Source organism: Mycolicibacterium tokaiense, assembly GCF_010725885.1.
Classification (GTDB): domain Bacteria; phylum Actinomycetota; class Actinomycetes; order Mycobacteriales; family Mycobacteriaceae; genus Mycobacterium; species Mycobacterium tokaiense.
Window position 1 is genome coordinate 1,508,832 of record NZ_AP022600.1, and the last position, 25,104, is coordinate 1,533,935.

The window sequence follows — 25,104 nt, forward strand, 5'->3', positions numbered from 1 at the left end:
CTTCTAGTAGGTAGTTAGGCAATCGAACCGTCGGGATAGTCGGGAAGGTCGAGATCACGCCCGCCGATATCAGCGATGCCCACCAACTTTGACACCGTTGTGCCCAGGGGGCCTGCCGCGATGGCAGCCCCGGCGTGCAGTGCCCGGATTCCGGCACGGGAGCCCGGGTTCGCCACCTTCAGCGCACCGGCCCGGACAGTGGGTGCAGTCGCGATGAACGGCTGCATCGTCCGGTGGTAGCGGCCGAGCGCATCCCAGACATCCCCGGGGGCAGCGAGTTCCCCCGCCAAGACGTAGGCACCGATCAGCGCCAGGCTGGTGCCGGCGCCCCCGAACGTGGCATTGCAGAAGGCGGAATCGCCCAGCAGGGTGATGCGTCCGCGACTCCAGGACGCCGGACGCACCTGCCCGACCGTCGAGAAGTACATCGGCGCCCCGTCCGCGATCGCGGCGAGAATGCGCGGTGCCGCGCCACCGACGCCGGCGAAGGTCCGGTCGAGGATCGTGGCCTGACCGGCCCGATCCAGTTCCGCCAGTCCCCGCACGTCGGAGAGGAACGTCAAAATTGCACGGGTGGTGCCCAGGTTGTCCGGGCGCAGATGCACCGCGCGGTGCTCGGTCTCGTGCTGCCAGGTCCACCATGGCCCGTCGGAATCGATACGAGGAATGGTGACATAGGCGAAGTACATGCCCAGAGGCGTGACCTCGACGGGATCGACGAAGCGCCGCGTTCGCGAGTACAGGCCTTCGGCGACCACGAGCAGGTCTGCTTCCACCTCCGCGCCGTCCTGCAGGGTCACGGTCACGTGGTCGCGGTGATCGGTCACGTCGGCGATCTGGGTGCCGAACCGGTAGTCGGAGGCGGCCGTACGGTCGATCAGGATGCGAGACAACTCGCCCCGCAGGATCTCCAGTTCGGCGGTGGGGCCATCGGGGGCACCCGACTCGGCCACCCGGAACTCTGCCGCCACCGACCCGTCCGATCGGACGAAACGGGTTCCGATCTCGCCGGTGCCCGCCGCGCGGACGGCATCCTCGATGCCCATCCGCCGCACCACCTCACGCGCGGCACCGCGGATGTCGACGTTCTGCCCCTCCTCGCGACGCTGGGGCGCCCGCTCGATCACCGTGCTCCGCCACCCGCGGGCCGCCAGTTGATGAGCCAGAGCGGGGCCGGCGACACCGGCGCCCGAGATGACGGCGTGTCCGGTCATGACAGAATGCGGTCCCCTCTTCTCGATGGAGAACGCATGATGCCCCGTGGCCGCAGATCTGAAACGGTGGCGGCCCCGCGGTCACTTACTCGTCAGAGATCGAGTTCCTGATCGATCCGGGTGGTGACGCCGGTGGCGACGATGGTGCGGTCGGCGTCCAGCGAGGCATAGGTCCAGAAGATGTGGAGTTCCTCGGTGTCAGAGACATTTTCGAAGTAGTGGTGAATGCCGGCGGGAATGAAGGACACGTCCCCGGCAACCACGGGATGCTGCTCGCCGGCGACATGGGCGACAGCGTTGCCGCGCAGGATCAGCACCGCCTCGTCGCAGTTGTGGAAGTGCTCGGCAATGGCCGCGCCGGGCGGGAACATCGTGATCCCGTTCAGGAAGTCCCGGGCACCGACCCGGGCCGACACCATGGGCAGTGTGCGCGCACCGCCGGCCCGGGCACGTGGTGTGATCTCGGCGGGTCTCAGGATCGCAGCGGTGCGTCCGCCGCGCCCCTGGGTTGTCGTGGTGTCGACGTCGGCCATGATCAGGCTCCTCGGGATCGGGTGCAACCCACCTTGGCGCCCCTGCCGCGCAGGGCGTATCCCGCGAAGGGTGAGGTTTCACTCCCCGCGTTCACCGATGCCGTCATCGCGGCGGGGCCAGGATGCCAACACGGCGTCGGCCACCCGCCGCAACTGCGCGCGGGAAGCTCCGTCACGCGCGCGGGTGGACAGTCCGTTGATGACGATGATCAGGAGATCGGCAAGCGTTTCCGGCTCGGCCCACGCAGGTAGGTCGCCGTCGGCGATGCCTCCTCGGAGCCGCCCGGCCACCACGGCCCGGCCTGAATCACGACGTCCGACCAGCAGTGGGTCGGTGTTGACCAAGGCATCCCCGTGGCTGTCCTCGTTTCTCACAGTCGACGATGGCTCCGTCCAGCAGCCGGCGGGTCGCCGAACGCGTGCCGCATTCCACAGGCATCGTTACGCCCGAGATCAATGGGTTTGATAACGAATTGCGCAGCGAGCCTGCCGACTTCGGCATTGGCCGCAGGGCTGTTGCGGGGCAGGAACGCAACTCTGCGACCCGCTCCGGTATCGGGGTCGCGAGCCAGCACGTTGGCCCAGGTGTTGCCGGAGGCCTTGACCCCCTGGGGTTGCGGGTCCACTCCGCCACCAGATCCGACGATGGCTGCCCACCCAGGTCGGCAGCCGAGAAACTGCTGTAGCCAATGGCATTGGCAGCGTCAACAATGATGCGCTGCTCCAGTCGGACACTTGCTCGACCAGTTCGCGAACCACCTCGAACGGTACGCCAGCATCACCGTGTCGGCCCGACAGCGCGGCAGCCACCTCAACCGGACGGATCTCGGAGCCCAGGCAACGACGCAACGGCGCCACCGGGTTACGATCACTTCTGTAGGGATCGTCATACAACCGATGGCGCAAGCCCGCCACGCTGACTCGGCAGGAGCCCCCATGTCCGACACCGTCACCACGCTGATGAACGACAATCTGCTCGCCGTGTTCAACGAGCGCGACCAGAGCAAGCGGCAGGCTGCGCAGACACGCACCTACGCGGCCGGAGTCCGGTGGACCGATGCCGAAGGCACCACCACAGGACTCGATGCGCTGGAGGCCAAATGCATCGGACTGCAGTCGGGCCTGGGCGAGTTGCAATTCGAAGCCGAGGGACCAATCCACGAGCTACCCGGATTCGGTTACCTGGCTTGGCGATTGGTGAACCCGGCCACCGGCGAGGTGCAAATGACGGGATTCGACGCCGCGCGGGTTGAGGACGGCAAGATCACCGAACTGTGGACGGTACTGATCCCGCCGCACTGACGTTTGCGGGGGCAGCCTGCGAGCAGCCACTCAATGCGGTGGCGGCGAACGGCGGGGCGAGGAGGTCGGCGCTGGGGCGCGGGACGTTCATCTGACTTCGCCTGTGGTCCAGGCCCGCTGGCATCAGCGGGCCTGGACACAGGCTGTTCTGTGCTACGAGCTGGCGGTCACGATTTTCAGTTGCGCACGCTGGTGTCGACACGGGGCACCTTCACCACCGGTACCAGCTGGCCCGCCCACGGGCTGTTGCTGTCACCGCTGTAGTAGCCGCGGTCGCGGTCACGGCCGCTGTAGCCGAAACCGTGGTCGTCGTCCGCCTGGGCCGGGGCTGCGAAGCCCACCACGACCGCGGACAGCACGCCTGCGATGATTCCTGCCATTCCGATCTTCGTCATCGGTCTCGCCTCTTCCTGTGCAATTCCGTCGACGGGTTGTGTACCTGCGACGGTTGCTGCAACCAAGGCGGCCGCGGAAAGATTCCGCCGGGCTGCAACCCCTACCCGGTGACGACGGGGGTACCCACCATCCAGCCCCCGTCGACCACCAGGATCTCCCCCACGATCTGATCGGCCAACGGCGAGGACAGGAACAGCACCGCGTCGGCGATCTGGGCGGCGCTGGCCCACTTCCCGTTGGGGGTCTGGGCCTCCAGCGCGGTGCGGATGGATCGGTCATAGATGGCCGTCATGTCGGTTTCCACAAAACCCGGAGCCACCGAGTTGATATTGATCCCGCTCGCGGCGTAGTCGATGCCGGCTTGCCGGGTGAGGTTCACCACGGCGGCCTTGGCCGAGCAGTACGCCGCAAACCCGGGGTTCGCGCGCAGACCGCTGATCGAGGTGACGTTGACGATCTTGCCCCGGCGCCCGGCCGCGAGCATGGCACGTACCGCGGCACGCATGCAGAAGAACGTTCCGTCGACGTTGATACGGAACTGCTGACGCCACATCTCGTCGTCGGTGTCCACCAGGGAGCCGGCCAGCAGCGCTCCCGCGTTGTTGACCAGGATGTCCAGCCCGTACCGCGCCTCCACGTCCGCGAACACGGCCTCCACGGCTGCCACGTCGGCGATGTCCAGCGCCACTGACTCGCCACGCCCACCAGCGTCCTCGATCGCTTTCCAGGTGGCCGTGGCCGGGGCGGCGGTGTGGTCGGAGCGGTCGGCGATCACCACCCGCGCGCCCGCCTGCGCCAGCCTCAGCGCCACCGCCCGGCCGATACCGCGGGACCCGCCCGTCACCAGTGCCGTCTGACCCGTCAGATCGATCATCGATGTCGCCCTCTCCTGTGATCGGCCCCTCTGGAGAGAAGAGTTGACGAGGACCATTTCTGGTTCCGGCCCAGTCGCGTTAACGCAGTGCAAAACGCTAGCGCGGCAGCACAGGCGGCACGAAGTCGAACGTCATCCCCAGCAGCCACACCAGAGCCAGCACCACCGGCAGGTGGAAAACGAACTGCAGGAACGTGAATCCCACCAGATCACGAGCCCGCAGACCGAGGACTGCGAGCAGCGGCAACATGAAGAACGGGTTGATCAGGTTCGGTAGCGCTTCGGCCACGTTGTAGATCTGCACCGTCCAGCCCAGGTTCATCCCGACATCGGTGGCCGACTGCATGACGTAGGGCGCCTCGACCAACCACTTCCCTCCGCCGGAGGGCACGAACAGACCGAGCACCACGGTGTAAAGAGCGATCACCACCGCGAACCATCCACCGCCGACGGTGGTGAACGCCTGCGCCAGCAGATCGGAGACGGTGTGGCCGTTGCGCCCCTCGGCTGTGGTGAGGATGGCGGCCATCGCGGCGTACAGCGGGAACTGAACCAGGATTCCGCCGGTGGCCGGCACCGCCCCGGCGACCGCCTGCAGAAACCGCCGCGGCGTCCCGTGCAGCACCAGACCGAGGATCAAGAACACCAGCAGGTACCCGTTGAGGCTGCTCACCACCGTCAGGACCGGCTTGGTGACCAATTGGGAGATCAACCAGCCCAATGTCATCAGCCCGGCCACGATCGGCAGGATGCGGCTGTACTCCAGCCACTCGCCGGGCCGCGACCGGGGCGGCACCTCGTCGCGCTGATCGTCGAGGTCGATCTCCATCGCCTCGGCGGTCCTGATGGCCACGCCGCGGGGTGCGGAGAAATGCGCGATGACGGCGGTGATCACCATGATCACCGCGCACATGAGCAGCGACTGCCACGTGAAGATGGTGGCGCCGAAGTCCAGGACCCCGGTGATGGCCAGCAGTTCCGGCGGCAGCGAGCCGGCGGTGGCCTGTAGCTGCGCCGCCGACGACGACATGCCCAGCGCCCACACGGCACCCAGACCCATGAACGCCGCGGCGCCGAGCGCGCGGTAGTCCACCCGCAGATCACTGCGCCGCGCGATGGCGCGGGCCAGCAATCCTGCGAACACCAGGCTCAGACCCCAGTTCAGGAACGACACCGACATGGCCAGCACTGCAACAAAACTGACGGCACTACGGGCGTTCTGCGGCACCATCGCCAGGCGGTCGATCATGCGAGCCACCGGCGGACTGGTGGCCACCACGTATCCCGTCAACACCACCATCGCCATCTGCAGCGTGAAGGTGGCCAGGTCCCAGAACCCGTCACCGAACGCAGTCACCACCGTCTGCGGTGAGGAACCGTTGGCCAGCGCGGCGACGGCGACGACGACCACCCCGGCCAGCGCGAACACATACGCGTCCGGGAACCACTTCTCCGTCCACCCGGCCAGCGACTGGGCGACGCGCGCCAGCCCTTTCTCCGAAGGTGCACCGTCGGTGGCCGGCCCGGCGCTCATGACCAGGACTCGTCCAGCTCACCGAGGCTGGCGATCAGGGCACTGTTGGCGCCGTAGTCCACCGGGCAGGCGATGACGCTGACAGTGGCGTCCGACAGCGCCCGCTGCAGCGTCGGCAGTAACTCGGCGGCGGAGGTGATGCGGTACCCGGTGGCACCAAAACTCTCGGCGTAGGCAACGAAGTCGGGGTTGGCGAACCGGGTGTCCACGTTGTGGCCGATCTCGAGGTCCATCTTCCAGCTGATCAGACCATAGGCGTCGTCAACCCACACCAGGATCACCATCGGGGTGCCTACCCGCAGCGCGGTCTCGATCTCCTGGGAGTTCATCAGGAACGATCCGTCACCGGTGGCCACCAGGATGTTGGCCTCGGGCCGGGCAATCTTGGCGGCGATCCCGCCCGGCACCGTCCAACCCATCGTGGACAGGCCGTTGGAGATCAGGCAGGTGTTCGGCTCATAGGTCGGGTACAGCCGGGCCATCCACATCTTGAGCGCACCGGTGTCCACCAGAACGATGTCGTTGCGCCGCAGGGCTTGGCGGGTGTCGGCGACGATGCGCGCCGGGGTCAGCGGGAAGCTGTCGTCGACCCGACCGCGGTCGAGTTCCTCGGCGAGCAGGTCCCGGATCCGTTCACTGCCCGAGGAATACGGCTCATCGAGCGTCACCGCCGCCGCCAACGCGTCGAGGCACCGACCGATGTCGGCCTGCAGTCCCACCGCCACGTCGTAGTGCACGTCGACCTCTGCCGGGAACCGGTGGATGTGGATGATCCTGGTCTCACCCCGGGGATTGATGCGTACCGGGTCGAACTCCTGCAACTCATAACCGGCGGCGACGATCACGTCGGCCTGGTCGAATCCGAAGTTCACGTAATCGTGGCGCATGAAGCCGACCGCGCCGAGGGCCAGCGGGTGATCGTCGGGCATCACGCCCTTGCCGTGGAAGGTGGTCGCCACCGGCATTCCGAGTGACTCGGCGAATCGGCGCACCGCCGCGGCGGCCTCCCCACGCACTGCACCGTGGCCGGCGAGTAGCACCGGATTCCGGGCCCCTTGCAGGATTTCGGCGGCGCGTGCGATCTGCGCGGCGGCCGGATCATCGGGCCGCGGCATGTTGATCGGCAGCGGGAAGCCACCGGCGGGGGCGTCTGCTTCTTCGACGTCCTCGGGCACCGCGAGATACACGGCCCCGGGCCGTTCGGTCTGCGCGAGCTTGAATGCCTTGCGCACCATCTCCGGTACCGCGCCCGGAGTGGCGATCAGGGCCGACCACTTGGTCACCGGGGTGAACATCGAAACCAGATCCACGCTCTGGTGCGATTCCTTGTAGTTACGCTGCATCCCGACCTGCGCCGAAAGCGCGAGCACCGGAGTGGAATTCGTGGTCGCGTCGGCAACGCCCAGCAGCAGGTTGATTGCGCCGGGGCCCAGGGTCGCCGAGCACACCCCAGCTCTGCCGGTCAGGCGCCCGTAGACCTCGGCCATGAACGACGCGCCCTGTTCGTGGCGGGTCAGCACGTAGTCGATCGAGGATCTCGACAATGCGTCGACCAATCGGATGTTCTCTTCACCCGGTATCCCGAAGACGTGCGTGACGCCCTCGTTCTCCAGACACTCGACGATCAGTTCAGCGGTGGTGCGCCCGGGATCCGGCATCAGCCGAGCTAACCACAGCAGCGTTGTGCGGCCTAGGGGGCACGGTGCGCCACCGTCCCCACAGCAGGGTGGCTGCGACCACCGGTGTCATGGCCAGAAGGTAGACGACCGTGCTGGTGGTGATCGACATGGCGGAACCGGTGAACGTGTCCAGTCCGGCCGCCACCACGAGATTGCCTCCGCCGTGCACGATCGTCGAGGGCCACACCGATCCACTGCGGCCCCACACAAAGCCGATGAGGAACTCCAGCAGGACGGACAGCGGGATCCACAGCACCATCGCGATGACCGCGTCCCACGCCGAGGTCTGCGCGCCGAAATAGCCGACCCAGGGCAGTGGCCAGTGCCAGACTCCCCAGATCAGGCCGGTGGCAAAGGTGGTGGCCACCGGCCTGCCCGGTAGCAGCCGATCCCGTAGGTACGCGGTCCAGCCGAACTCCTCACCGAAGAAGATCGGCATCGCCAGCAGCGGTATCACCGGGATGGCGGCGATGAAGAGCAGATGCTGTGACCAGTCGGTGGCCGCCGGGTTCCACAGGCCACCGGCCCAGGCGATGAGCAGCGCGATACCCAGGATCAGGGGCGGTAATGCCGAAGCAAAGACATAGATCCGCCAGTTCCGGCGCAGCCCGAGCCGCAGTCCGGCGTCGGCAAAGCCCTCTCGGGTGATCCAGCGCCGCACGATCACCGCTGCGGCTGCGGGGATGAATGCGGCGGTGATCAGCTGGATCACCGGATCGTCCAGGCCCAATCCCATCGCGCCGACCGCGGCCCACGCCACCCATGCGGGTCCGAAGGACAGGGCGATATAGCTGAGAATTCCGGTTCGTCGTGTCGATGACCGCATGATCTCCATCTGACCGCCTGCCGCTTCCGGGGACAACGGGGGCATCTCCCCTAGTGATGGTGGGGGTATCCCCCGCATCTGCGGAATAGGTCTCGCCGGAGCTGCGTTGCGCGACGGAGTTGGACCTACACACCGGGAGGCGCGCAATGCGGATCGGAATCATCGGAGCAGGCCTCATCGGCGGGACGCTGACGCGGCGACTACGCCACCTCGGTCACGAGGTGGCCGTCGCCAACTCGCGTTCGCCTGAGACGCTCGCCGAGCTGGCCGCCGAGACCGGAGCCACCGCGGTGTGGGCGAAGGATGCGGCGGCCGACGCCGATCTGGTGATCGTCAGTATTCCGCAGAAGAACGTTCCCGATCTGGCGGACGGCATCGTCGACGCGCGCACATCGGGCGCGCCGGTGATCGAGACCAACAACTACTACCCCCAGCAGCGTGACGGTGAGATCGCCGCGATCGAAGACGGCCAGGTCGAGAGCGCGTGGGTGGCCGAGCAGATCGGTGCACCCGTCTACAAGGTATTCAACGGCATCTGGTGGAAGCACCTGCTCGAAGGCGGCAAGCCGCCCGGCGCGGCGGGGCGGATCGCCCTTCCCGTCGCGGGCGAGGACGGCGCGGGGCGCGACCTGGTGCACGACCTCGTAGATCAGCTCGGTTTTGATCCGGTGAACGCCGGGTCCATCGCCGAGTCGTGGCGCCAACAGCCGGGAACACCGGTGTACGGCAAAGACTTCGATGTAGCGAAGACCATCGCGGCGCTGGCTCAGGCATCACGTGAACGAACCCCGGAGTGGTCCGCCCGCACCGCGTGAACTGAACCGCCTACCCTGGGGTCCCATGGCAACCTTCGGCTCCTGGCCCACCCCGGTGACCTCTGAACTCGTGGTTCGCACGGCCGCCGGTCTCGGTGATGTCCGGATCCAGGACGAAGCCGTGGTGTGGTCTGAGCAGCGACCGAACGAAGGCGGACGTACTCAGTTGGTCCGCCGCCTCGGCACCGGGGAAGCCTCCGATGTGCTGGCACCCGGCTTCAACGCCCGCACGGCGGTGCACGAGTACGGCGGCGGCGCATGGTGGTTGGCCGGTGAGCGGGTGTGGTTCACCAACTGGTCAGACCAACGGCTCTACACCGTCATCGGAGCCGAAGCGCCCGTACCGGTGACCCCCGAGCCGGACGTGCCGCGTGGTGATCGATGGGCCGACGGCTGCGTGACCCCGGATGGCCGGTGGGCCCTGGTGGTGCGCGAACATCACCGGCCCGGCGGCGGCCCCGTCGACGTGGTCAACGAGATCGTCGTGCTCGACGCCGCCGGTGAGCTGGCTCCACGGGTGCTGGTCACCGGGCCCGATTTTGTCTCCGACCCGCGCGTATCCCCCGGCGGTGACGCAGTGTGCTGGTTGCAGTGGTCGCATCCCGACATGCCCTGGGACGGAACCGAATTGTGTGTAGCAGCTCTCACCGACAGCGACATCGGCCCCACCCTGGGTGAGGTGCGGGTGGTCGCGGGGCGCCCGGACGGTGAGTCGGTGAGCGAGCCCCGGTGGGCCGGTGACGGCAGCCTGTGGTTCATCTCCGACCGGTCGGACTGGTGGAACCTCTACCGCTGGGTTCCCGGGGGTGACCGGGTTGATCCCATGGTGACCATGGATGCCGAGATCGGCGGGCCGCAATGGGTGTTCGGACAGTCGAGCTATGCGTTCCTGTCCGGCGGTCGCACAGTCTTCGCGTCGTCGCACAACGGTCTCGGTTTCCTCGCGATCCGGCTCGCCGACGGTCGGGTTGTCGACGTAGACCTGCCGTACACGTCGTTCGGCTCGATCCAGGCCGAAGGCGACCGGGTCGTCTTCATCGGCGCGTCGTCCGTGGCCGAGCCGGCCGTTGCAGCACTGACGGTCGGGGAGCACGGCGACGTAGTGGACTCCGGAATCCTGCGCGCACCACGTGAACTCGGGCTGGATCAGGCCTGGTTTTCGGTGCCTGAGCCGATCTCGTTCCCCACCAGCGGTGGCCGCACCGCGCATGCCCTGTTCTACCCGCCCACCAACCCGGATGTGCAATCGACACCCGGGGAACTGCCGCCCCTGCTGGTGCTGATCCACGGTGGCCCCACCAGCGCCGCCCGGTCCCTGCTGCAGCTCGGCACGCAATATTGGACCAGTAGGGGTTTCGCGGTGGTGGACGTCAACTATGGCGGGTCCACCGGATATGGACGGAATTACCGCAACCAGCTGCGCAACCAGTGGGGTGTGGTCGATCTCGATGACTGCGAGGCCGCCGCCCGGTGGCTGGCCGAGCAGGGCCGGGTGGACCCGGCCAGGCTGTGCATCCGTGGTGGATCGGCCGGCGGATACACCACGTTGGCCGCGCTGGCGTTCCGTGACACGTTCACCGCCGGAGCCAGTCACTACGGGGTGGCTGACCTCGAGGCTCTGGCCGCCGAGACACACAAGTTCGAAAGCCGGTACCTCGACCGCCTCATCGGCCCCTATCCCGAACGCCGCGACCTGTACATCGAGCGCTCACCGATCCACCACGTCGACGGGTTCGACCGGCCACTGATCGTGCTGCAGGGGCTCGAGGACGAAGTGGTGCCCCCGAATCAGGCCGAGATGATCGTCGACGCGCTACGCGCCAAAGGTGTGCCGGTCGCCTACGTCGCCTTCGACGGTGAGCAACACGGGTTCCGGCAGGCGGCCAACATCCGACGCGCGCTGGACTCTGAATTGTCTTTCTATGCACAGGTTTTCGGGTTCGATCTGCCGGCCGACGAGCACATCGAGCCGGTGGTCGTGGAGAACCTGTAAGAGTGGTTGACGCTCAGTCCAGCCCGAGCTTGGCCGCCAGATCCAGCACCGCCTCGGCACGCGCCCGGGTGGGCCCGACGCTGCCGTCGTACACGCCGGTGGGTGCGTCCAGACAGGCCAGGGTGCGGTGCGCCTCGTCGATGTCCAGCGGCGAGGGGCTCAGCAGCGCATTGATGGCGTCGGCGTGCGCGGCGTCCAGACACAGGCGAGCGGTCATGCCGGCGCTCTTGGCCACGTCGGTATCGCGGGCCAGATCCTGGGCGGCCGAACGCAACGTCGGACCGTCGATCGGCGCGGGCAACCCGGCGGCGCGGCTGGCGATCACCAGTCGGGCTCGCGCGTAGGCCAGCACCGTGGGCTCAGCGCTCATCCCGGTGTCGCGACGGAAGTCGCCGACGCCGAAGGCAATTCGAGAGCAGCCCGGAGTGCGCGCGACCTCGAGGGCGCACTCGATGCCCAGGGCCGACTCGATCAACGCGACCACCGGTGTGCCGACGGGCAACCGGGCTGCGGTCGCGCTGATGTCGTCGGCGGATTCCGTCTTGGCCAACATCACCCCGGCCAGGCCGGGCGCGTCCGCCACCGCCGCCAGGTCCTCACTCCACCTCGGGCTGCTCACGCAGTTGATCCGCACCCAGGCCGACCGGTCGTCGCGCAGGTACTCGGCCACCGTTCGTCGGCCGGCATCCTTGAGCGCATCGGGCAGCCCGTCTTCGATGTCGAGAACCACCACATCGGCGGTGCTCGCATCGGCGGCGTCGAACGCGTCGGAGCCCTCCGGCAGGCCCGGTTGCAGCAGCCACGTCCGTGCCAACGACCAGTGCGGCTTGCGGACACGCTCGGCCAGCTGCGAAGAAACCAGACTCATGGCCTCCATGGTGGGGGGAAGCGGTCCTCAGGCCAAGGTTGTGCACATTTTGTTCACGCCTCAGGCACCGCGCGCCAGCTTCTGGATGGTCTGGATTTCACTGGTCCGGAAAGCCCGGCCATCCGGATGGACCAGATCGTGCATCCACTTCTCGGGCACGGTGGCATACGGCTGCTCCCAGGAATCCCACGGGAAGTAGGTCTGGGTACGTCCGGCGACCAGACCCCAGTTGTAGGCGCCGACACCGCGCCGTTTGGCAATCGGAAGGATGTCCTCGATGGTGCTGTCGTCGCCGCGCGCCAGGTACTCCGTGCACAGGATCGGCCGCCCGAGCGGGGCGAGTTCGTCGATGCGCTCCTCGAACTGCTCCGGCGGGGCGTAGCTGTGGAAGGTGATGATGTCGGAGTTGTCCAGCTGGGTGGCCATGATGCCAGTGGGGTTGCGCCACGATCCGCGCCAGACGCCACTGGTCAGGGGCTGGGCCGGACCAACGGAGCGGGCCCACTCGAAGACCTGCGGCAGCAGCGCCGCCACCACCTCGGCCTTGTCGCTGCGCTCGACGTCGCTGTACTGCGGTGCGGGATTGTCCGGTTCGTTCCACAGGTCCCAGCCCAGCACCCGGGGGTCGTTGCGGAACGCTCCGATGATGCCGGTGACGTAGTCCCGCATCACCGGCTGGTACTCCGGCTTGTCGATCAGCTCGGCGCCCGGCCCCTGCACCCACCGCGAATTGTGCACACCGGCGGTCGGCGTCTTCTGCGGGCCGAGCCGTGGATGCGGGTCCCAGCACGAGTCGAACAGGACGAACAGCGGCTTGATCCCGTGACTGGCGGCGATGTCGACGAACTGGCCCACCCGGCGCAGGAAGTTGGCCCGGTCCTGCGCCCACAGTTGGTCGTGCAGGAAGACCCGGACGGTGTTGAACCCGATCTGTCGAGCCACCTGCAGTTCCCCGTTGATCCGCCGCGGATCGTAGGTGCCGGCCTGCCACATCTCGAGCTGGTTGCTGGACGTCGCCGTGATGTAGTTCGCACCGACCAACCAGCCCTGCTGGCGGTACCAGGAATTGGCCTGTTCAGCGCTCCAGCGTGCGGTGGCCGCCGCTGCAGTGGGAGAATGCCCCAGTGCTGCGCCCACTGCCGCGAGGGCGGAGAGTTGAAGGACGGTTCGGCGGCGCACTGCACCGAACCTAGGGCGTTGCGCAGCCCGGTCTCCACACCCGAATGACATTGCAACCGTTCGGGTAACAAACTGTTACACATCCGTTGATCTGGGCATTCCAGTCAGATCGTCTACACGGCCCGCTCTGGGCCGGCTGTTCCAGAAGGGGTTGATGGTGGCGCTGTCGAGATGGGCCGGCACCGGCGTAGCCGCGGTGATGGCGGCGGTACTCCTCTCCGGATGTGAAGCACACAGCTCGGGCATGCCTCCCGCGGGTGCCGAGACACCCCCGCAGGCAACGGTCTCCGAGGTGCCTGCGGCGCCGCCCGCGGATGTGCCTGCACCCTTCGAAGGTCTCGGTGCCCGCACCCTGCAGGCGACTGCGGACGCCGCGGCCGAAGGCGCCGACATCACGGTGGCCGCGCTGGACCGCGATACCGGGCAGCTGATCTCCGACCGCGCCGACCAGGCGTTCCCCATCGCGTCGGTGGTGAAGCTGTTCATCGCCGACGACCTGTTGCTCCAGGAGTCACGCGGCGAGACGGAACTGTCTGCGGCGGACCGGAAATCGCTGGAGAGCATGCTGCGCGCGTCGGATGACAGTGCGGCTCAGATGTTCTGGGACCGCAGCGGCGGTAGCGCCGTGATCGCGCGGATCAAGCAGCGCTACGGCCTGGGCGGCACCACTGCTCCCTACAACGGGCGCTGGGATGTGACGCAGAGCACTGCCAACGATCTGGTGCGCTACTACGACATGTTGCTCGACGGCGCCGGCGGACTGCCGCCTGAGCAGACCGAGGTGATCGTCGGCAACCTCGCGCAGTCCACCCCTACGGGTCTGGACGGTTACCCCCAGAGGTTCGGCATCCCCGAGGGCTTGTTCGCCGAGTCGGTGGCCGTCAAGCAAGGGTGGTTCTGCTGCTGGAACGGCGGAAATCAGCTGCATGTGTCCACCGGCATCATCGGTCCGGACCGCCGGTACGTGATGGCCATCAGCTCGCTGGACCCCACCGGCGAAGCAGCTGCGCGCCAGCACATCACCCAGGCGGTGGAGACGATGTTCCCAGGCGGACGGATCTAGTCCCTCTGCGGCGCAAGCAGACTCGCCAGACCGGCGAGCGCCACATCGACCGCGGTGTCGAGTTTGTCCTGCGATGTGCCCCCGGCCGCGTCGACCGCGAGCCCCTGCCCGATGGTGACGGCGAATCGCGCCAGGGCAGCGGTGTCCACCGCGGCCGCGTCCTCAGTGGCCGCAAGGGCCGTTGCCACTGCCTCTTCGATGCCGCGGCGGTAGTCGGCCAGTAGCTGCGGCACGCGGGCGTTGTTGGGACCGCACGACAATCCACCTTGGATCGACAGGCACCCAGGCTCGCTTCCCGCCCGTACCGCCTCGGCAGTGGCGCGCAGATAGGACTCCAGCACGCCGTACACGGTGGGGCGCGCCAGCACGGCCGCGAGGTTCCGGTGGGCGGTGCGACCGTACTGCTCCAGCGCACGGGTGAACAGATCTTCTTTTCCGCCGTAGACGGCATACAGGCTGGGCTTGTTGATGCCCATCGAATGAGTCAGCTCTGCCATCGAGGCGCCCTCGTAGCCGAGTCGCCAGAACACATCGATGGCACGCTCGAGCGCGCGATCCTCGTCGAAGGTGCGCGGCCGCCCTCCGGCATGTCGTTCGCCCATGGCCGCGATCCTAACCGTCATCCAGCCGCTTTAACCGATCGGTACAAAACTGCTATGGTCAAGTTTCCAACCGACTGGTACAAATCTGGAGGATCACATGTCGACTCTCATCGGCAAAACCGCTCTCGTCACCGGAGCCACCTCGGGCATCGGCCTGGCCGGAGCGCAGGCGCTCGCCGGCGAGGGGGCCCACGTCTTCCTCGTCGGCCGCCGCGAGGAGGCGCTGGCCGACGCGGTGGCCGATATCGGGTCAGACAAGGCCACCTCGATCCGTGCCGACGTGACCGATCAGGCTGATCTGGACCGCGTCGCGTCCACCATCGAGGCGGCGGGACGCGGACTGGACATTGTGTTCGCGAACGCGGGCATCAACGAGTTCGCCCCCCTCGGCGAGATCACCCGCGAGCTGCACAGCCGCATCTTCGACGTCAACGTCGGCGGCATCGTCTTCGCCGTCCAGTCCGTTCTGCCCCTGCTCAACGACGGCGCGTCGATCATCCTCTGCGGCTCGAACGGGGACATCAAGGCGGCGCCCGGTGCCAGCATCTACGCCGCATCCAAAGCCGCGATCCGCTCCCTCGGCCGCAGCTGGGCCGCGGAACTGCTGGACCGCAAGATCCGGGTCAACGTCGTCGCGCCGGGATTGACCCACACCCCGGGATTGGCTGACCTGTTCGCCGGCTCCGATGACGCCCTGGATGATCTCACCGCCACCGTGCCCATGAAGCGCCGGGCCGACCCGGCCGAGATCGGCAGTGTGGTCGCCTTCCTGGCCTCCGACCGCAGCTCGTTCATGACCGGCTCCGAGGTGTACGTCGACGGCGGCGCCAGCCAGTTCTGATCTAGCGGCGGGGCGTCGTGGTCAGGTGCACGTGGTCGAAGTGACCGTAGCCGGACCCCGCCGGACCGGACGGCGTGTAGTAGACGCCGCGCCAGATCACGTCTTGGATGCCGAACCGGGCGGCATTGGTCAGGAAGAAGTTCATGATCTGGTCCCCGAGTGCGATGCCTTCGGGGCTACCCGAGTTCGGGATCATGATGTCGATCGCCAGGCCGCTCGGATGCCAGGGCTTGGAGTCCGGTCGCACCCCGCCGATCTCGGAGATCTGCGGGAACTGTGCGCTGACCGCCCGGGCCGCGAGCACGGTATTGGGTTGTAGGCCGACCTCCGAGGCCACCCCGACGGGCAACGCCTCCGGGTTCAGCGCCGCGGAAGGGACCGGCGGCAGTGGGGCGGCCGGGGCAGCGACGTCGCCGGGCATACCGGGCATCGCGGCGAAGGGCGGGGGCGGCGGCGCGGCTGCGATGTCGACGGCCGCCTGCTGCTGCGGTGTCAGTGCGGCGTACTGAGCCTCCGCGGCGGAGATCTGGCGCAGCATCTCGTTGAGGGCGGCCTGCAGCTCGGCGCGGACCGCCGCAGCCTGCTCCGCCGCGGTGCGCGCCTCCGCGGCAGAGCGCTCTGAGGTCCGAGCGGCGGCGCCGGCGCGCGCCTGCGCCTGACGCAGACCGTCGAGCTGCACGGCCGCCTCGGTGGCCACCGCTCGCTGGACCGCCAAGCCGTCGATCAGCTGCTGCGGCGACTCCGCGGTGAGCGCCGCGGTGAGCTGACCGGTGCGCCCGCTCATGTAGGTCATCACCGCCACCTGATCGATCGCAGCTTGGAACGGTTCCAGGCGGGCGTTGGCGACGCGCAGAGTGTCGAGGTCGGCGCGGTGGCGTTCCTCGGCGGCGGTTTGGGCGGCGAGTTTGGCTTCCACATCGCTCTGGGCGGCGGTGACGGCCTGGCGGCTCTGCAGTGCCTGGCTGGACAGCTCGTTGAGCCGGGCCAGTGCATCGGCGGCCGGGTCGGCGCGCACCTCGCTCACCGCGCCAGCGACCACCAGTGCCGCCGCCACCGAAGCGCAGATCGTTCGCCGAAGTGGTGGGCGAACGGCCATCCGGACTCTCACGCCCCTTCGTCCCACGGACCGACCCCGGTCCAGCTGCACTGTCCCGGACAGGCTACGAACCGGCATCGGCGCTGTCCACCCACCCCAAGCGGTCCCCGGCGACCAGCTAACCGTCACCGCCGCTCGGCCACCCGCTGTCGACGCGCCAGCGAAAAGAGAGCCCTCGCCCGCCCAGCACGCGGGCAGCGGGCCTCCTCGGCGAGGCTTCCCGATTAACATCCGCCCCATCGTTAACATCGGGCCGTGCAGGACTCACCGGACACCCTCGGCACTCGGCCGTCGCGCCCGGTAACCCGACGTGACGCGCTGCGGTACGCCGCCGCGGCAACAGCCGTCGCCGGCCTCGGCGCCGGGGCGGCGGCGCTCGGAAGCCCCACAGCCGCTGCGGCGGGGCCGATGCTGATCGACTACGCCGCGCACCAGATACCGGCCGCGGACATCAAGGCCGCCGGTTACGCCGGCGTCGTGAACTACGTATCGCTGTCGCGTCCGGGTACGAACTTCGGCGCCAAACCGATCACGCGGCCCTACGCCGAGTCCCTGGCCCAGGCGGGACTGGTGATCGTCAGCAACTACCAGTACGGCAAGCCGGGCGGCAGCGCCCCCTCGGACTTCACCCGCGGTTATGCCGGCGGAGTCGCCGACGCCAAGACAGCCTGGCAGCTGCACACCGCAGCGGGCGGGACCCGCAACGCCCCCATCTACTTCTCCATCGACGAGGACATCAGCCTCGACACCTGGAAGACGGTGGCGCTGCCCTGGTTCTACGGCATCAACTCTGTGCTCGGGGTGCAGCGCACCGGTGTGTACGGCGGCATCGACGTGTGCCACTGGGCGGCGGTGTCCGGTGTGATCGGCAACTCCCGCACCCCCGGCCGGGTGTGGGCGTGGCAGACCAAGGCCTGGTCAGGCAGTCGCGTGCATCCCAATGCCGTTCTCTACCAACGCATCGTGGCCACCGCCTCGAACCCCGGCCCACTGGTCGGGGGCTACGAAGTCGACGTCAACGACGTCCTGGCCCAGGACGTCGGCCAGTGGAACCTGCACACCTGAGTCGACGCCCGCTCACTCGTCGAGTCCGGTGATCACGCTGAGGTGCGGGTGCCGAGCTTTGCGCAGCCACTGCAGAATCCACCGCATCAGGGTGCTGTCAGCGGCGATGCAGCCCTCGGTGAGCTGGTCGGTGTCGCTGTCGTCGTCATCATCTTCCTTACAGTGCAGGAAGATCGCGCACCCCCAACCGGGCCGCCGGCTCGGGTTGTGGTCGACGAAAACCGCGTAATCGTAGGCGGGTTCGGTGCCCAGCGACTCCACTTCGTGGGTCACGCCATCCTTCGGCGGCCGAATCGCATCCTTGGTGATGTGGGTGTTGTACGTCGTCGGCAGGTTCTGCGAATAGTCGTCGAACCAGTACTCGAATCCGGAATCCCAGAAGTCGACTCCGTCGACAGCTTCGAAGTAGTCCATGTCGCAGCCGAAGTTGGGCTCGTGGCCGAACGCGACGCCCAGCGGGAACGAGCCGATGGGCGTCTCGAAACTGTTGTCCCCTGCCCCACCGATGGCACCTTCGCCCAGGTACACAAGGAGGCCGTCGCCTTTGTCGCTGCCTGCGCGCTCGACCCAGGGCGAGTCCTTGGACTCACGCTCGTAGCAGAAGAGCACCCCGTCGGTGCTCTCGAAGGAGTCGGCATAGACCACGATCACCTGTGTGCAGTCATCCGGCACGTTCCCCACGACAGTCTCGGTCATGGCATCGATCGTGGTGGGCCGCTGGGCGGGCCGAGCGTGAACCGGCGCACCGTCATCGAATCGCAACCCGCCGGTCGCCGTCACGAGTCACGGGACACAGGCTTGGCGGTGAGATCGAGTGGCGCGACGTCGAGCACCTCGGCCGCGAGAACCGGTGCGCTGCAGTGATTCCCCTGAATCACATCACAACCCAGATCGCTGAGCAGGCGGGCCGTGATGGCGTCCTCGACGCCCTTGGCGACACAACACATCCCCAGGGCGTGCGCCAGATCGATCGCCGACGTCACCACCACCTGCGCGCCGGCATTCGACGACATCGCGGCGATCAGGGTGTGATCGAGTTTGAGTTCGTCCACCTCCAGGTGGGGCAGGCTGCTCAGCGCGGAGTGCCGGTCGCCGAAGCCGTCGATGGCGATGCGCACGTCGTGCTCTCGCCAGCTCCGCAGCACCGCCACCGCCCTGGCTCGGTGTTCGAGCACGATCTCGCCGGTGGTCTCGATGGTGAGCCAGCTGGGGGGGATCTCGTAGGCGTGCAGGATGGCCAGCACCCGCTTCGAGAAGTCGGGATCGGTGAGCTTGGGCGCAAACAGGTTGACCGCGATCCCCAGCTCCCGGCCACAATTGCGCCACTGCGCTGCGTCCACGGCGGCGCGGGTCACCACGAACTCGGTCAGTGCACCCATCAGGCCGTTGGTGCGCGCCACCGCGAGGAACACCTCCGGAGGCAGAGGCCCCAGGCGGGGGTGTGACCAGCGCACCAGTGTCTCCACGCCGACAACCTCGCCCGACGGGCAGGCGAACTTCGGCTGGTACACCACCCCGAGATCGCCGGCCTCCAGAGCGCGGCGCAACTCGTCGAACAGTACCGGGCTGGACGCCGGCCCCGCGTTGCCCCGCAGCCGGGCGAAGTCGGTTTCGTCACGCTCGATCAGCGCCATGTCCGGTGCATACGTGGCCACGCCCGCGCCCCGGTCCCGCTTGGCGGCGTACATGGCCAGATCGGCGTTGCGCAGAATCACGTCGGCCGTGGCGGCGTGGGCGGTGGTGGCCACTCCGACACTGGGCAGCACCACCCACGGTTGCCCTTCGAGCACGAACGGCGCGTCGAAGGCCTGTCGAATACGGTGCGCCACCTCGATGGGAAGGTCCGGGGCATCCTCGAGCAGCACCGCGAACTCATCGCCACCCAGCCGGGCGACGGTGTCCGTGCCCCGCACGCAACCCCGGATGCGAGCCCCTGCTTCCACCAGCAGCGCGTCGCCGGCGGCATGCCCCAGCGAGTCGTTGACCAGTTTGAAGTCATCGAGGTCGATGCACAGCACCGCGAGTGAACGGTCACCGGCTCGGTCCGCCGCCATGGCAGCTGAGAGCCGCTCGCGCAGCAGGGTCCGGTTCGCGAGGCCGGTCAGCGGATCGTGGAGGGCCTGCGCCGCCATGGTCTCCAGCAGGCGGCGGTTGTCGGCCAGCACCAGGAACTGCCGCACCAGAACCGCCGCGATCACGATCGCGAGCGCCACGAATGTCGGGAGATCGTTGGCCTCCTCCACCGAGGCCACCAGACCCACGCCGATGGCGATGGGCAGCAGCAGGTAGGGAAACCACAACGCCGCTGCCGACAGGGACGCGACCACCTTGCCCTGGTGATTCGGCACCCGCCGCAACGCCGCCAGCGCCATCAGCGTCAACCCCGCTGCGTATCCGATGTCGATGGGGTGGCCGCTGACGTAATCCTGTTCGGCGACCAGGTACACAAAAGCACTGTCGGACACACCCATACAGACCAGCCCTGCCGTCAGCAGTCCGATCGAGGCCCGTTGTGCTGGTTGCGCGGTGGCCAGGACGAGCAGCGCTGTGGTCAGGAGCACCAGGTCACTCAGGGGATAGGCCAGCGACACCACGAACGTCGACACCGATTCGACGCTGGTGCTGAACACCTCCCCCAGGCCCAGAGCCCAGGCCAGGACGAACAGTGACCCGGCGACGAGGATCCCGTCCAGAGACAGCCGTAGTCGCGACTGGCGGGTGTACCCGACCGGGAACGTCATCAGGGCGACGCACGCTGCAACGGGGAACAACAGATAACCCACGTCGGCGACGCTCGGGAACGGGGCCTCGGTCTCGCGCAGCACGAGTTCATACCAGGCCCAGATCACGTCGCCGGCCACCCAGCCGGCCAGGCCTGCCGCCAGCGCCACCCAGGCCCGGCGTTGCGGTCCGGAGCTCGACCGGGCCGCGGCGGCGGTGCAGCCCAGAGCAGCCCCGCCGAACAAGAGCGAGCCCAGGTTGCTCACCAGCTGCAGCACGGCCGGGCCGCCCCACCCGCTGAGCAGCAACGCGGAGAACACCGCCAGCGCCGCCGCTGCGATGATTCCTGACCTGCGCAACGCGGCTCCTCGCGACCAGCACGCAGGTCATCGAGCGACCTGCATTGAATGCAAAGACTAGAAGAAACGGGCTGTGGGCGGAGCAAAAGCATGTGTTGGATAGGTCTCGTGCGCTGCGCGTCACTCATCGCGTCGGCCCACCGGCCCCGGTTTCGGCATGCCTCTGCAGCACCGTCGTGGAAAGCTAATTGTCGCGCGCTGCCGCGCAGGACCTGGGAGGAGCCAACCGTGGCCGAAACAAAGATCACCGTCATCTATGACAACCCCACCGACCCCGCTGCTTTCGACGCTGCCTATCAGACCGAGCAGCTCGATCTCGCCCGCGCCATTCCGGGCTATGTGCGTATGGAGACCTCGCGGGTGTGGCCCAAAGAAGACGGCAGCCCCACACCGGCCTACCGCATGATCGACCTGTACTACACCGACTACGACGCTGCCAGCGCCGCAGTCACCACACCCGAGGCGGGGGCGTTCTTCGAGGCCATGGGCAGGCTGTCGACCGGCGGCGTGCGAGTCCTGTTCTCCGACATCGAGATTGCCGCCAACTCCTGATCAGCGCCGCGGGTTCACACCGCAGACACCCCGTCGGGAAGTGGCATCGAGGCCACCAACGCAGGGGCGAGCTCGCAGAACGTCCGGGCCACGGGCGACAGCGATCGACCGCGCAGGGTGATCAGGCCGACGGTGCGGGTTGCTCCCTGGATCGGCACCTTCACAACGTCGTCGATCCGATAACCGGCGAACTCCATGGCCGGCAGCGCTGACACCCCGAAGCCTTCCCGCACCAGCCCACCCAGGGTGCCCATGTTGGACACCTGAATGTGGTCCTCGATCGAGACGCCGGACTGCGTCAGATGTCGGTCCACGATGGACCGGACACTCGTCCCGAACCGCGCGGACACCATCTGCTGGTCGGCGAAGTCCTTCCACAGGATCTCGTTTCGCGCTTCCCAGGGATGACTTCTTTGAGCGATGGCGTAGAAACGCTCCAATGCGAGGGGCAGTATCTCGTAACGCTCGAGGTCGACGTCGTCGGCGGTGATGGCGACTTCCGAGCCGCCGCGGTCGAGGTCGTCGAGGACGTTGCTGGCCCAGCCATCCTCGACCCGGATCTCGACCTGCGGGCGGTCTCGCACGAACGCGGCGAGCAACCCGGGTAGCAGTACCGACGCGTACGAGACAATCGCGGCCACCGAGAGCCGTCCCGCCCGTCCGGCGACGAAGTGCCCGAACCCGTCGATCCCGTGCATCAACGAGACGGTGATGGGTCCGCAAATTCGAAGCAGCTCTTCGCCTTCCGGCGTGAGCTCGACAGAGCGCGTGCTCCTACTGAACAGCTGAGCGCCGACTCCGGTCTCGAGCTGGCGGATGCTACGGCTCAGAGCGGACTGGGACGTCTGCAGCCGGCGCGCAGCCTTGGTGAAGTTGGTCGCGTCAGCGACCACCTGAAATGCCCGGAGCTGCTGCAGGGTGATCGAGGTGAGGCGATCGCGAGGCCACTCCGTGCGTCTGTTCGGGGCCGGCATCCAGCATTTATACCAGTATGTTGCCACTTAATGCATAAATTACCCATCTTTGTTGCATCGAACTCATTGACCCTGGCAGATCGCCGAACCTACGGTTAGCGCCGAGCGAAAGGGCATCGGAGCCAATGACAGCAGGCAGTCTCATTTGGAGCGATCTCGCAGTCGGTGACGCATTCACCAGCGGCGGTCGGACCATCACCGAATACGACATAGTGGGCTTCGCGGGTCTCACCGGCGACGGTTCTCCTGTCCACCTCGATCAGGAATTCGCCGCGGCAACCGAATTCGGCCAGCGGATCGCTCACGGTCTACTCGGACTGTCCTATGCCCACGGCCTGATCATGGGTTCGGGGTTGTTCCGCGACTGCGCTCTCGCCTTCCTCGGTATATCCGACTGGAAATTCAAGGCACCCATCTTCATCGGCGACACCATCCACGTCGACTACCGCATCAGCGAACTGAGATTGCGGCGTTCCCGGGATGACCAGGGCATCGTGACATTCGATGTGGACGTCTGCAACCAGCGCAGCGAGGTGCTGCAGAGCGGCACCAAAGCCATCCTGATGCGCACGCTGGAGGAGGTCGGACGATGACGTCGCACAACGGATCCGAGAATCAGACGCAACTGGTGTATGAGGGCGTACGAATCCTCGACTTCACCCAGCTGGAGCAGGGGCCGTCGGGCACCCAGGTGTTGGCTGACTTCGGCGCCGAGGTCATCAAGGTCGAACGGCCCGACATCGGAGAGATAGGTCGCCGTAATGGAACTCGAGTCAACGGCTGGAGTCCGCATTGGGCGGCGAACAACCGCAACAAGCGCAGCTTGAGCCTGGACGTCAAAGACCCCCAGGCACGCCCCATCCTCGATGAACTGGTGCGGCGTTCCGACATCGTCGTGAGCAATTTCAGGCCGGGTGTCATGGAGCGACTCGGCCTCGGACACGAGGATCTCGTCCAACTCAATCCCCGGATCATTTCGGCGTACGCGTCCGGGTACGGCCGCACCGGGCCCTACCGCCACCGCCGCGGACAGGACCTGGCGGCGCAGGCCATGGGCGGCATCATCGCACTCACCGGCTCCCCGGAACAGCCGAGTGCGATCGGTACCTATGCGGTGGACTACCTCGCCGCAATGCATCTGGCCCAAGGGATGATGCTGGCGCTCGCCGCCCGGGATCGCACCGGGCAGGGGCAGGTAGTCGATGTCTCCCTGCTGAACTCGTCCATCGCCATGCATCTGCAGGAGGGCAGCGAATTCCTCAACCGCCGCGAGGCGTTTCCCCGCTCCCCCGGCGGAATAGCGCACAGCGGCAGCACCGGCCTCTACGGGATCTACACAGGAATCGACGGCAAGTCGTTCGTGCTCGTCGCCGACGTCTTCGTCGACGAGCCGTGGTCACGTATCTGCCAGGCACTGGATGCCGACGAAGCCGAGACTGCGAATCCGCTGATGGCATCAACCGAGTCGATGAAGGCCGATCCGGCGCGTTCGCACGCGGTCGTACAAGCGTTGGCTTCCCGTTTCACCCGCGACGAATGCGTCTCCCGGCTTGAGAAGCAAGACCTGCTCAGCGCACCGGTCAATGACTACGACGAGCTCTTCGACGATCCACAGGTGCTGCACAACAACATGATTCTCGAGCTCGAGCATCCCGTAGCCGGTGCCATGCGCCTGGTGGGCATGCCCGTCAAGCTGAGCGGCACGCCGGGAACTGTGCGCCTGCTTCCACCCATGGTGGGAGAGCACAACCAGTCCATCCTCGCCGAACTCGGACTCGACAGCGCCCAGATCGACGCGTTGCGGCACTCCGGGGTGGTCGGCGCCGAGTCGACCAGGCAGACACCAGCGTGGTGACCCCGGGCCGGATGGTCGTGATCACGGGGGCCACAGGTGGCATCGGTGCTGCGATCGCGCGGGCGGTCCACCGCCGCGGCGGTGTCGCGGTGCTGGCCTGCCACCCCTCCACCTTTGCGGAGGGCCACGCGCTGTCCGCCGACATACCCGAATCCCTGGTCCTACCGGTTGATGTGGCCGACACCGCATCGGTGAGGACATTCGCCCGGGAGATCACGCGGTACGGCACTGGCATCGAGGGCCTGGTGAACAATGCCGGCGTGCTCGTCGAGAGATCCTTCGAGGACCTGGACGAGCAGACATGGGCGCGGGTCATCGATGTGAATCTCTCCGGCACCTTCCGGATGGTGCACGCCCTGCGTCAGGCTCTGTCTGCGGGCGAAGGCGGTTCGGTGGTCAACATCGCCTCACAGCTGGCCTACACCGGGGCGCCGAATGTGGCTGCCTACGCGGCATCCAAAGGTGGGGTGCTGGGCCTGACCAGAGCGCTCGCTCACGACCTCGCCCCGAAGATCCGCGTCAACGCGGTCGCGCCCGGACCGATCGAATCCCCGATGAACACCCCGTACATGTCCGATCAGCAGTGGGTTGCCCGCAAGGTGGGAAAGTCCGTCATGGGCCGGTTCGGAACGGCGGACGAGGTAGCCGGCGCAGTGCTGTATCTCCTGAGTCCCGAAGCCACATTCTTCACAGGCCAGACTCTGTCGCCCAACGGCGGCGGGGTCATGCCGTAGCCGGTCCCATCGCACCCTTCAACGAGGAA

25 protein-coding genes are annotated in these 25,104 nt (G+C 67.2%); 10 read left to right on the forward strand and 15 right to left on the reverse strand.

The window, feature by feature from the left end:
• Positions 1-14: 14 nt before the first annotated feature.
• The 3 genes from G6N58_RS07230 to G6N58_RS07240 form a co-directional block, all read right to left on the reverse strand.
• Positions 15-1,214 carry an FAD-dependent monooxygenase gene (locus G6N58_RS07230; RefSeq protein WP_115279195.1) on the reverse strand — a complete coding sequence of 400 codons (1,200 nt, stop codon included), beginning with the start codon at positions 1,212-1,214 and terminating at the stop codon, positions 15-17.
• 92 nt (positions 1,215-1,306) lie between these two features.
• Positions 1,307-1,747, reverse strand: coding sequence for a cupin domain-containing protein (locus tag G6N58_RS07235; RefSeq protein WP_115279194.1), 441 nt, complete (start codon positions 1,745-1,747; stop codon positions 1,307-1,309).
• A gap of 78 nt (positions 1,748-1,825) precedes the next feature.
• The gene (locus G6N58_RS07240) at positions 1,826-2,122 is read right to left on the reverse strand and encodes a hypothetical protein (protein WP_115279193.1); all 297 of its coding nucleotides are present in this window, start codon (positions 2,120-2,122) and stop codon (positions 1,826-1,828) included.
• Between the two features lie 561 nt (positions 2,123-2,683).
• Here G6N58_RS07240 and G6N58_RS07245 point away from each other — a divergent pair.
• Positions 2,684-3,049 (forward strand): nuclear transport factor 2 family protein, encoded by a 366-nt coding sequence (locus G6N58_RS07245; RefSeq protein WP_115279192.1) that lies wholly within the window; start codon positions 2,684-2,686, stop codon positions 3,047-3,049.
• Positions 3,050-3,225: 176 nt separating this feature from the next.
• Here the strand turns inward: G6N58_RS07245 and G6N58_RS07250 are convergent, their stop codons facing one another.
• The 5 genes from G6N58_RS07250 to G6N58_RS07270 form a co-directional block, all read right to left on the reverse strand.
• A complete protein-coding gene (locus G6N58_RS07250) occupies positions 3,226-3,444 on the reverse strand; it encodes a hypothetical protein (protein ID WP_068919210.1) in 219 nt (72 codons plus the stop codon).
• A 101-nt stretch (positions 3,445-3,545) separates the two neighbouring features.
• Entirely contained in the window at positions 3,546-4,319 is a 774-nt protein-coding gene (locus G6N58_RS07255; protein ID WP_115279191.1) for an SDR family NAD(P)-dependent oxidoreductase, read from the reverse strand.
• 97 nt (positions 4,320-4,416) lie between these two features.
• The gene (locus G6N58_RS07260; protein WP_115279190.1) at positions 4,417-5,853 is read right to left on the reverse strand and encodes a short-chain fatty acid transporter; all 1,437 of its coding nucleotides are present in this window, start codon (positions 5,851-5,853) and stop codon (positions 4,417-4,419) included.
• Positions 5,850-7,511, reverse strand: coding sequence for an acetolactate synthase large subunit (locus G6N58_RS07265; RefSeq protein WP_115279189.1), 1,662 nt, complete (start codon positions 7,509-7,511; stop codon positions 5,850-5,852). The genes G6N58_RS07260 and G6N58_RS07265 overlap by 4 nt, the downstream gene beginning before the upstream one ends.
• The gene (locus G6N58_RS07270) at positions 7,483-8,403 is read right to left on the reverse strand and encodes a CPBP family intramembrane glutamic endopeptidase (RefSeq protein WP_232067769.1); all 921 of its coding nucleotides are present in this window, start codon (positions 8,401-8,403) and stop codon (positions 7,483-7,485) included. The genes G6N58_RS07265 and G6N58_RS07270 overlap by 29 nt, the downstream gene beginning before the upstream one ends.
• 101 nt (positions 8,404-8,504) lie before the next feature.
• Here G6N58_RS07270 and G6N58_RS07275 point away from each other — a divergent pair, with 101 nt between their 5' ends.
• The gene (locus tag G6N58_RS07275) at positions 8,505-9,173 is read left to right on the forward strand and encodes an NADPH-dependent F420 reductase (RefSeq protein WP_115279187.1); all 669 of its coding nucleotides are present in this window, start codon (positions 8,505-8,507) and stop codon (positions 9,171-9,173) included.
• A 25-nt stretch (positions 9,174-9,198) separates the two neighbouring features.
• The gene (locus G6N58_RS07280; RefSeq protein ID WP_115279186.1) at positions 9,199-11,166 is read left to right on the forward strand and encodes a S9 family peptidase; all 1,968 of its coding nucleotides are present in this window, start codon (positions 9,199-9,201) and stop codon (positions 11,164-11,166) included.
• Between the two features lie 13 nt (positions 11,167-11,179).
• Here the strand turns inward: G6N58_RS07280 and G6N58_RS07285 are convergent, their stop codons facing one another.
• Together G6N58_RS07285 and G6N58_RS07290 are read right to left on the reverse strand one after the other, a co-directional pair.
• Entirely contained in the window at positions 11,180-12,034 is an 855-nt protein-coding gene (locus G6N58_RS07285) for an HpcH/HpaI aldolase/citrate lyase family protein (protein ID WP_115281700.1), read from the reverse strand.
• Between the two features lie 60 nt (positions 12,035-12,094).
• Entirely contained in the window at positions 12,095-13,213 is a 1,119-nt protein-coding gene (locus G6N58_RS07290; RefSeq protein WP_068919221.1) for a cellulase family glycosylhydrolase, read from the reverse strand.
• Positions 13,214-13,367: 154 nt separating this feature from the next.
• On the opposite strand from G6N58_RS07290, the gene G6N58_RS07295 reads away from it, so the two are divergent.
• Positions 13,368-14,276 (forward strand): serine hydrolase, encoded by a 909-nt coding sequence (locus G6N58_RS07295; RefSeq protein ID WP_115279184.1) that lies wholly within the window; start codon positions 13,368-13,370, stop codon positions 14,274-14,276.
• Here the strand turns inward: G6N58_RS07295 and G6N58_RS07300 are convergent.
• Positions 14,273-14,878 (reverse strand): TetR/AcrR family transcriptional regulator, encoded by a 606-nt coding sequence (locus G6N58_RS07300; RefSeq protein ID WP_068919223.1) that lies wholly within the window; start codon positions 14,876-14,878, stop codon positions 14,273-14,275. The two genes, G6N58_RS07295 and G6N58_RS07300, sit on opposite strands and share 4 nt — an antisense overlap.
• Before the next feature lie 97 nt (positions 14,879-14,975).
• Here G6N58_RS07300 and G6N58_RS07305 point away from each other — a divergent pair, with 97 nt between their 5' ends.
• Positions 14,976-15,719 carry an SDR family NAD(P)-dependent oxidoreductase gene (locus G6N58_RS07305; protein ID WP_115279183.1) on the forward strand — a complete coding sequence of 248 codons (744 nt, stop codon included), beginning with the start codon at positions 14,976-14,978 and terminating at the stop codon, positions 15,717-15,719.
• A 1-nt stretch (position 15,720) separates the two neighbouring features.
• On the opposite strand, the gene G6N58_RS07310 is transcribed toward G6N58_RS07305, so the two are convergent.
• Complete coding sequence (locus tag G6N58_RS07310) at positions 15,721-16,815, reverse strand: coiled-coil domain-containing protein (RefSeq protein WP_115279182.1); 1,095 nt, start codon at positions 16,813-16,815, stop codon at positions 15,721-15,723.
• A gap of 255 nt (positions 16,816-17,070) precedes the next feature.
• Here G6N58_RS07310 and G6N58_RS07315 point away from each other — a divergent pair, with 255 nt between their 5' ends.
• Entirely contained in the window at positions 17,071-17,880 is an 810-nt protein-coding gene (locus tag G6N58_RS07315; RefSeq protein ID WP_115279181.1) for a DUF1906 domain-containing protein, read from the forward strand.
• Between the two features lie 12 nt (positions 17,881-17,892).
• Here G6N58_RS07315 and G6N58_RS07320 read toward each other — a convergent pair whose 3' ends face one another.
• Entirely contained in the window at positions 17,893-18,576 is a 684-nt protein-coding gene (locus tag G6N58_RS07320) for a hypothetical protein (protein WP_147289353.1), read from the reverse strand.
• Between the two features lie 80 nt (positions 18,577-18,656).
• Positions 18,657-20,960, reverse strand: a complete 2,304-nt coding sequence (locus G6N58_RS07325) for a putative bifunctional diguanylate cyclase/phosphodiesterase (protein WP_115279179.1) — start codon at positions 20,958-20,960, stop codon at positions 18,657-18,659.
• Between the two features lie 228 nt (positions 20,961-21,188).
• Between G6N58_RS07325 and G6N58_RS07330 the strand changes: the two genes are divergently transcribed.
• Positions 21,189-21,512: an EthD family reductase gene (locus tag G6N58_RS07330; RefSeq protein WP_068919237.1), complete on the forward strand. Its 324-nt coding sequence runs from the start codon at positions 21,189-21,191 to the stop codon at positions 21,510-21,512.
• A 14-nt stretch (positions 21,513-21,526) separates the two neighbouring features.
• Here the strand turns inward: G6N58_RS07330 and G6N58_RS07335 are convergent, their stop codons facing one another.
• Complete coding sequence (locus G6N58_RS07335; protein ID WP_115279178.1) at positions 21,527-22,486, reverse strand: LysR family transcriptional regulator; 960 nt, start codon at positions 22,484-22,486, stop codon at positions 21,527-21,529.
• A gap of 125 nt (positions 22,487-22,611) precedes the next feature.
• On the opposite strand from G6N58_RS07335, the gene G6N58_RS07340 reads away from it, so the two are divergent.
• Genes G6N58_RS07340 through G6N58_RS07350 form a run of 3 tightly spaced genes read left to right on the forward strand, consistent with a single transcriptional unit; the run spans position 22,612 to position 25,075 of the window.
• Entirely contained in the window at positions 22,612-23,079 is a 468-nt protein-coding gene (locus tag G6N58_RS07340) for a MaoC/PaaZ C-terminal domain-containing protein (protein ID WP_115279177.1), read from the forward strand.
• Entirely contained in the window at positions 23,076-24,341 is a 1,266-nt protein-coding gene (locus G6N58_RS07345; protein WP_115279176.1) for a CaiB/BaiF CoA transferase family protein, read from the forward strand. The genes G6N58_RS07340 and G6N58_RS07345 overlap by 4 nt, the downstream gene beginning before the upstream one ends.
• On the forward strand, positions 24,335-25,075 hold the full coding sequence (locus G6N58_RS07350; RefSeq protein ID WP_197746398.1) for an SDR family NAD(P)-dependent oxidoreductase: 741 nt from the start codon (positions 24,335-24,337) through the stop codon (positions 25,073-25,075). Before G6N58_RS07345 ends, G6N58_RS07350 begins: the two co-directional genes overlap by 7 nt.
• Positions 25,076-25,104 lie beyond the last annotated feature (29 nt).

Coding starts and splice junctions, on each gene's coding strand:
- G6N58_RS07230 (WP_115279195.1), bottom strand. CDS start 1,214: ATGACCGGACACGCCGTCATCTCGGGCGCCGGTGTCGCCGGCCCCGCT.
- G6N58_RS07310 (WP_115279182.1), bottom strand. CDS start 16,815: ATGGCCGTTCGCCCACCACTTCGGCGAACGATCTGCGCTTCGGTGGCG.
- G6N58_RS07275 (WP_115279187.1), top strand. CDS start 8,505: ATGCGGATCGGAATCATCGGAGCAGGCCTCATCGGCGGGACGCTGACG.
- G6N58_RS07270 (WP_232067769.1), bottom strand. CDS start 8,403: ATGCCCCCGTTGTCCCCGGAAGCGGCAGGCGGTCAGATGGAGATCATG.
- G6N58_RS07245 (WP_115279192.1), top strand. CDS start 2,684: ATGTCCGACACCGTCACCACGCTGATGAACGACAATCTGCTCGCCGTG.
- G6N58_RS07235 (WP_115279194.1), bottom strand. CDS start 1,747: ATGGCCGACGTCGACACCACGACAACCCAGGGGCGCGGCGGACGCACC.
- G6N58_RS07345 (WP_115279176.1), top strand. CDS start 23,076: ATGACGTCGCACAACGGATCCGAGAATCAGACGCAACTGGTGTATGAG.
- G6N58_RS07285 (WP_115281700.1), bottom strand. CDS start 12,034: ATGAGTCTGGTTTCTTCGCAGCTGGCCGAGCGTGTCCGCAAGCCGCAC.
- G6N58_RS07335 (WP_115279178.1), bottom strand. CDS start 22,486: ATGCCGGCCCCGAACAGACGCACGGAGTGGCCTCGCGATCGCCTCACC.
- G6N58_RS07255 (WP_115279191.1), bottom strand. CDS start 4,319: ATGATCGATCTGACGGGTCAGACGGCACTGGTGACGGGCGGGTCCCGC.
- G6N58_RS07280 (WP_115279186.1), top strand. CDS start 9,199: ATGGCAACCTTCGGCTCCTGGCCCACCCCGGTGACCTCTGAACTCGTG.
- G6N58_RS07320 (WP_147289353.1), bottom strand. CDS start 18,576: ATGACCGAGACTGTCGTGGGGAACGTGCCGGATGACTGCACACAGGTG.
- G6N58_RS07305 (WP_115279183.1), top strand. CDS start 14,976: ATGTCGACTCTCATCGGCAAAACCGCTCTCGTCACCGGAGCCACCTCG.
- G6N58_RS07260 (WP_115279190.1), bottom strand. CDS start 5,853: ATGAGCGCCGGGCCGGCCACCGACGGTGCACCTTCGGAGAAAGGGCTG.
- G6N58_RS07340 (WP_115279177.1), top strand. CDS start 22,612: ATGACAGCAGGCAGTCTCATTTGGAGCGATCTCGCAGTCGGTGACGCA.
- G6N58_RS07300 (WP_068919223.1), bottom strand. CDS start 14,878: ATGGGCGAACGACATGCCGGAGGGCGGCCGCGCACCTTCGACGAGGAT.
- G6N58_RS07250 (WP_068919210.1), bottom strand. CDS start 3,444: ATGACGAAGATCGGAATGGCAGGAATCATCGCAGGCGTGCTGTCCGCG.
- G6N58_RS07265 (WP_115279189.1), bottom strand. CDS start 7,511: ATGCCGGATCCCGGGCGCACCACCGCTGAACTGATCGTCGAGTGTCTG.
- G6N58_RS07295 (WP_115279184.1), top strand. CDS start 13,368: ATGGTGGCGCTGTCGAGATGGGCCGGCACCGGCGTAGCCGCGGTGATG.